Annotated in this window: 5 protein-coding genes, 1 tRNA gene and 1 pseudogene; 4 read left to right on the top strand and 3 right to left on the bottom strand. The window is 71.7% G+C overall.

The genetic code is table 11. The annotated features are described in order from the left end of the window. Nucleotides 1–155 precede the first annotated feature (155 nt). Nucleotides 156–560 carry a hypothetical protein gene (locus ASF38_RS08220; RefSeq protein WP_056575088.1) on the top strand — a complete coding sequence of 135 codons (405 nt, stop codon included), beginning with the start codon at nucleotides 156–158 and terminating at the stop codon, nucleotides 558–560. Nucleotides 561–648: 88 nt separating this feature from the next. Here ASF38_RS08220 and ASF38_RS08215 read toward each other — a convergent pair whose 3' ends face one another. After that, nucleotides 649–1,101 carry a DUF5994 family protein gene (locus tag ASF38_RS08215; RefSeq protein WP_056575084.1) on the bottom strand — a complete coding sequence of 151 codons (453 nt, stop codon included), beginning with the start codon at nucleotides 1,099–1,101 and terminating at the stop codon, nucleotides 649–651. A 258-nt stretch (nucleotides 1,102–1,359) separates the two neighbouring features. On the opposite strand from ASF38_RS08215, the gene ASF38_RS08210 reads away from it, so the two are divergent. The 3 genes and pseudogenes from ASF38_RS08210 to ASF38_RS19180 form a co-directional block, all read left to right on the top strand. Then, complete coding sequence (locus tag ASF38_RS08210; RefSeq protein WP_056575081.1) at nucleotides 1,360–2,484, top strand: glycosyltransferase family 4 protein; 1,125 nt, start codon at nucleotides 1,360–1,362, stop codon at nucleotides 2,482–2,484. Then, nucleotides 2,481–3,245, top strand: a pseudogene (locus tag ASF38_RS19185) (fatty acid desaturase); the annotation flags it as partial. The gene ASF38_RS08210 and the pseudogene ASF38_RS19185, both read left to right, overlap by 4 nt. 1 nt (nucleotide 3,246) lies before the next feature. After that, nucleotides 3,247–3,545: fatty acid desaturase (locus ASF38_RS19180; protein WP_235497526.1), on the top strand; the 299-nt coding region annotated here is incomplete at its 5' end. Between the two features lie 414 nt (nucleotides 3,546–3,959). Here ASF38_RS19180 and ASF38_RS08200 read toward each other — a convergent pair. Continuing rightward, nucleotides 3,960–4,046, bottom strand: a tRNA-Ser gene (locus ASF38_RS08200). Nucleotides 4,047–4,116: 70 nt separating this feature from the next. After that, a complete protein-coding gene (locus ASF38_RS08195; protein WP_056575078.1) occupies nucleotides 4,117–4,551 on the bottom strand; it encodes a VanZ family protein in 435 nt (144 codons plus the stop codon). Nucleotides 4,552–4,713 lie beyond the last annotated feature (162 nt).

Below are 4,713 nucleotides of genomic sequence, written 5' to 3'. Positions count from 1 at the left end.
TTCGGGAGGAGCCGCGAGGAACGAGCGGCGACGGAGTCCCGCCCCCTCTGCTCAGCGCCGCGAGTCCCGCCGCCTCTGCTCGTCGTCGGCACTCCGCCGCCCGCCGGGTCCGCCCCAGTAGATTGGCCTCGCCCGTACCGACCCCCGAAGGACCCATGACCACGTACCGCCTGGACCGTGCCCCTGCCCTGGCCATCGCTGGGGTCGCGTTCGTCGTGGCCGCCTTCACGGGCTTCGTCGCCTTCGTGGCGACGTCGTGGATCGCAGGTGTGGTGACCGTGCTCGCGGTGCTGGTCGCGGCGATCGTGGTGCTGCGCCCTCCCGTGGTGGCGCGCCTCGACGAGCACGGCATCCGCACACGTCGGGCGCGGGAGCGCTGGGTCGACGTGGAGGACGTGACGGTCCGCGAGGGCCTGCTGCTGCTGGCCCTGGACGAGGCCGGAGACGAGCAGCGGGTGCTGCGACTGTCGCTCGCCACCTTCGGTGCGCGGGCCCCCGAGCTGGTGCGCGAGGTCCACGACCGGCTCAACACCGCGCACGGCTACCGCCGCTTCGGCTGAGCCCGGCGGCACGAGCGCGGGAGCACGCCCTCCGACTGCCCGGCCCCCGGTGCCCGGTGCCGGACCTACCGCCCGAGGCCGTGCAAGGTCAGAGCGAGCCGCCCTCGCCGTCCCAACGGGGGATCTGGTCTCCGGTCGGCGCGTACGACGCACGAGGGTCGCCGTCGAGGGCCCGCTGTGCGGCGTCGTCGGCCGTGCCCGGGGCGATCACGCGGATGAGGTGGTCGGTCCGGTCCTCCATGCTCACGGTCAGCACGTGGGTGTCGTCGCGGGGGAAGGTGCCGGTCTTCACGCGTCGGCCCGGCACGTTCACCGAGTGCGGATGGTCGTCCCAGTCGGGCGAGGAGTAGAGGATGCGCTGGATCCGGCCGCGGTCGGTCGGCCACGCGGCGAAGAACGCGGGAAGCTCGTCGGCGAGGATGCGGCTCCGCGGCCACCACGCGCCGTCGGTCTCGGGAGCCGTCTGGGCCGACGCGCTCGGTGCGAACACGGTGCGTGCCGACGTGCGGGAGGCAGTCTCGGCCGGGGATCGGAGGGCCATGAGGCCACCACCTGTGGTCGCCGTCGGCGCCGGCATCGATGATGACCCGACGTTCACGGTCGTGCCTCGAGCCTAGCCCGGCGGTCCTCGCCGGGGCGGCGCGCAGGTCGTCGGGAGGCCGGGGCGGTGAACAGGGCTATCGTGAAGGGAAGACTGCAGGTCCACGGGACGCCAAGCGGCGGATCGCGACGACGAGGCTCCCGTGGCGGCAGCGAACCTAGGCGGTCGTGAGATGTTCTCACTCCCAGCACGATCTCGTTGATCTCCTTCGTGTGGGCTCCGGGCGAACCCCTGCCGGCGGGCACCGGCGGGTCGGAGAACTACACCGTGGGCCAGGTCCGCGAGCTGCACCGGCGCGGGGTCGCCGCGCAGGTGGTCACCACCGGGCTCGGCGTGCACGACGGCCGCGACGGGTTTCCGGGCGTGCCGTTCCACTCCGTCGCGCGACCGGCCGACGTCGGCCAGATCGATGGCACTCTCGTCTTCATCACGGAGTTCCCGACCGTGCGCACGCGCCGGCCGGCGTTCCAGATGCTGCACGTGCCGCCCCCGGCCGGCGACCGACGTCGGGAGGCGATGCGTGCTCAGACCCGCGACCGCCACCCGGTGGCCACGAGCCGCTTCGCCGCACGCCTGTGGGCAGACTTCCTCGACGTCGACGTGGCCACGATCGACGTCGTGCACCCGTTCGCGGAGACCGTGTTCGCCGCCGAGCCGCGCTCGACGCGCCGGCCCGGTGTGGTGCGGGTCCTCTACGCGGGCCGGTTGAGCCCCGAGAAGGGGATCTACACGCTGCTGTCGATGCTCCACCACGAGCTGATCACCGACCTCGTCGACGAGGGGGTCGAGATCACCTTCACCGTCACGGCGGCCGGAGCGGACAAGCCTCAGGGCCGGATCATCCACCGGATGCTCGAGGCCCACGCCGGCATCACCCTGATCGACGCCGCCCGGACGCCCGAGGCGATGGCGACCCTCATGGCCGAGCACGACGTGGTGCTCATGCCGTCGAACGGCCAGTACTGGCACGAGACGTTCGGCATCGTCTCGATCGAGGCCCAGCACGCCGGTTGCCGGGTCGTCGCGTCCGACGACGGTGGACTGCCGGAGACAGACTGCGGGCTGGTCACGCTCGTGCCGGCCGACGACGCGTCCGCGCTGGCCGTCGGGCTGCGGCACGCCATCACGCTCGGACCCGCCGGCGACGCCGAACGCGCCCACGCCACGACCCGCTTCACGCTCGAGCACTCGGTCGACGAGCTCGTCGACGTGCTGGGACGGGTACGCCCCCCCACGCCGGCGCAGGTCGTCGACCAGCTGGAAACGCTCGTCGCAGCGCCGTCACCGCCACCACGACTCATCGGGACAGGAACCTCCGCATGACCGACACCGAACAGATCCACGAGCGGACCGCGACACCCCGACCGCCCGCACCGGCAGCGACGCCGCCCGGTGCGTCGTCCGGCGAGGCCCGCTACGTGAGCCAGTACACCGAGCTCGCGGCGGCGATGCGCGAGTCTGGCCTCCTGGAGCGGCGACACCTCTACTACTGGGCCCAGATCACCGTCGCGGTCGGGTCCTTCGTCGCGATCTGGGTGGGCTTCTTCCTGCTGGGCGACTCGTGGTGGCAGCTGCTGCTGGCCGCCGCGCTCGGGGTGCTGGTGGCGCAGTTCGGCTTCCTCGGCCACGACGCGGCGCACCGCCAGATGTTCTCCTCGAGGACCTGGAACGCGTGGACGTCGCGCATCCTGGCCGGCGCCTTCGCGGGCCTGAGCTACACGTGGTGGCGCGGCAAGCACAACAAGCACCACCTCGCGCCGAACCAGGAGGGGATCGACCCCGACATCGGACCAGGGGCGATCGCGTTCACGCCGGGGATCGTGGCGGAGCGGTCCGGCTTCAAGGGCTGGTTCGCCCGGCACCAGGGCTGGTTCTTCTTCCCGCTGCTGACGCTCGAGGGGATCAACCTGCACGTGCAGAGCGTGCTGGTCGGCCTCGACCGCTCGACCACGACGCCGTGGCGGCGCCTGGAGCTGGGGCTCGTGTCCGTGCGGCTCGCTGCGTTCGTCACGGTGGTCTTCGTCTTCCTGCCGTGGCCGATGGCCGTGGCGTTCCTGGCGGTCCAGCTCGCCGTGTTCGGCGTGNTCGACTTCCTGCGACGTCAGGTGATGGTCTCGCGCAACATCCGCGGCAACTGGTTCGTGGACTTCTTCATGGGCGGCCTGAACTACCAGATCGAGCACCACCTCTTCCCGCACATGCCGCGCGGCAACCTCAAGAAGGCGCGCCCCCTGGTGCGCGCCCACTGCGAGAAGGTCGGTGTCGACTACATGGAGGTCGGCCTCCTGCACTCCTACGCCATCGTCATCGGCTACCTGAACAACGTCGGCCTGCGCGCCCGCGACCCCTTCGACTGCCCCCTCGCCGCCCAGCTGCGGAACTGAACCTTCAGACGTCCGACGAGGCCGTGAGAGGTAGGTGGCTCGCGGAATCGGACGTGTGGCGGTCGGTGAGTCGCGGAGTCGCGGCCCGAGTCTGCGGTGCAGCCACCTCCGGGGGTGGTGGAAGCGCGGGTGGGCTACCGCTGGGTGGTCTCGGTGTCCTCGCTGCGCACTTCGGGCCGGCGCACTCGGGGCGCTCGCTCGCGCCTCGCGGCGCGCAGGCTCAGGCGCTCGGCGCGCATTGCACTCGGCGCGCCTTGCACGCGGCGCGCCTTGCACGCGCTCGCTGCGCTCGCGGGGGAGGTGGCGGAGGTGGCGAGAGCCGTCGCTCGCTGGCGCTCGCTCCTCCCAAATCTCCCAGCGTCATAGATCGGAACAGCCCCCCAGCAAAGAGCGCTGGGGGGCTGTTCCGATCTGCGGAGGTGGCGAGATTTGAACTCGCGAGAGGTTTGAACCTCAACCCGCTTAGCAGGCGGGCGCACTAGGCCACTATGCGACACCTCCATGCCGCCGCCGAAGCGGCAACCGGTACAGGATAGCCAGCCGTGTGCCCGCGCCACCAATCGGCGTCCGATCAGCCGTGGGAACTGACCGACGCCCGCTCGTGGCGGTGCAGCAGCAGCGCGGCCGCCCCGGCGCCCAAGGTCGCGCCCACCGTGTTCGCCACGACGTCGGACACCGTTGCGAAGCGGTCGGGGCGCAGCAGCGCCTGCCCCACCTCGATGCCCGACGAGAGCAGGAAGCCGAGCAGCGCCACCTGCCACCAGCGGACCCGGGTCAGCGCCACCGCCAGCCAGCCCAGCGGAAGGAACAGCACGACGTTCGCGGCGGTCTGCACCACGTCGTAGCCGACGGGCCGCGCGATGCCGAACGTGGACTCGAGCATCCGCACCGGCCAGGAGTTGAGCACGTCGACGCCCTGGTCGACCGGGGACGGCCAGAACGCGATGAATGCCAGGGCCGTCAGGTAGGCGACCGCCAGCGCGACGTGGGTGGGGGAGCGGCGCATCCGTCGAGCGTAGGCAGGTGGCCGCACGCGTGCGGTCGTCGGTGACGAACGCCACCAGCACCGCGGGCACCCGTGCCACGATGTGGCCCATGCGCATCGAGCACCTGCGGGCCGCCGTCATGAACCCCCTGACCATGCCCGGCATGCCGGCGCACGTGTTCC

This window comes from Aeromicrobium sp. Leaf272 (assembly GCF_001422865.1).
Classification (GTDB): domain Bacteria; phylum Actinomycetota; class Actinomycetes; order Propionibacteriales; family Nocardioidaceae; genus Aeromicrobium.
This window is presented reverse-complemented; position numbering and strand designations above follow the sequence as displayed.

Bases quoted from the DNA above. Each gene is read 5' to 3' on its own strand.
- ASF38_RS08220 (WP_056575088.1), top strand. From the start codon at position 156: ATGACCACGTACCGCCTGGACCGTGCCCCTGCCCTGGCCATCGCTGGG.
- ASF38_RS08215 (WP_056575084.1), bottom strand. From the start codon at position 1,101: ATGGCCCTCCGATCCCCGGCCGAGACTGCCTCCCGCACGTCGGCACGC.
- ASF38_RS08195 (WP_056575078.1), bottom strand. From the start codon at position 4,551: ATGCGCCGCTCCCCCACCCACGTCGCGCTGGCGGTCGCCTACCTGACG.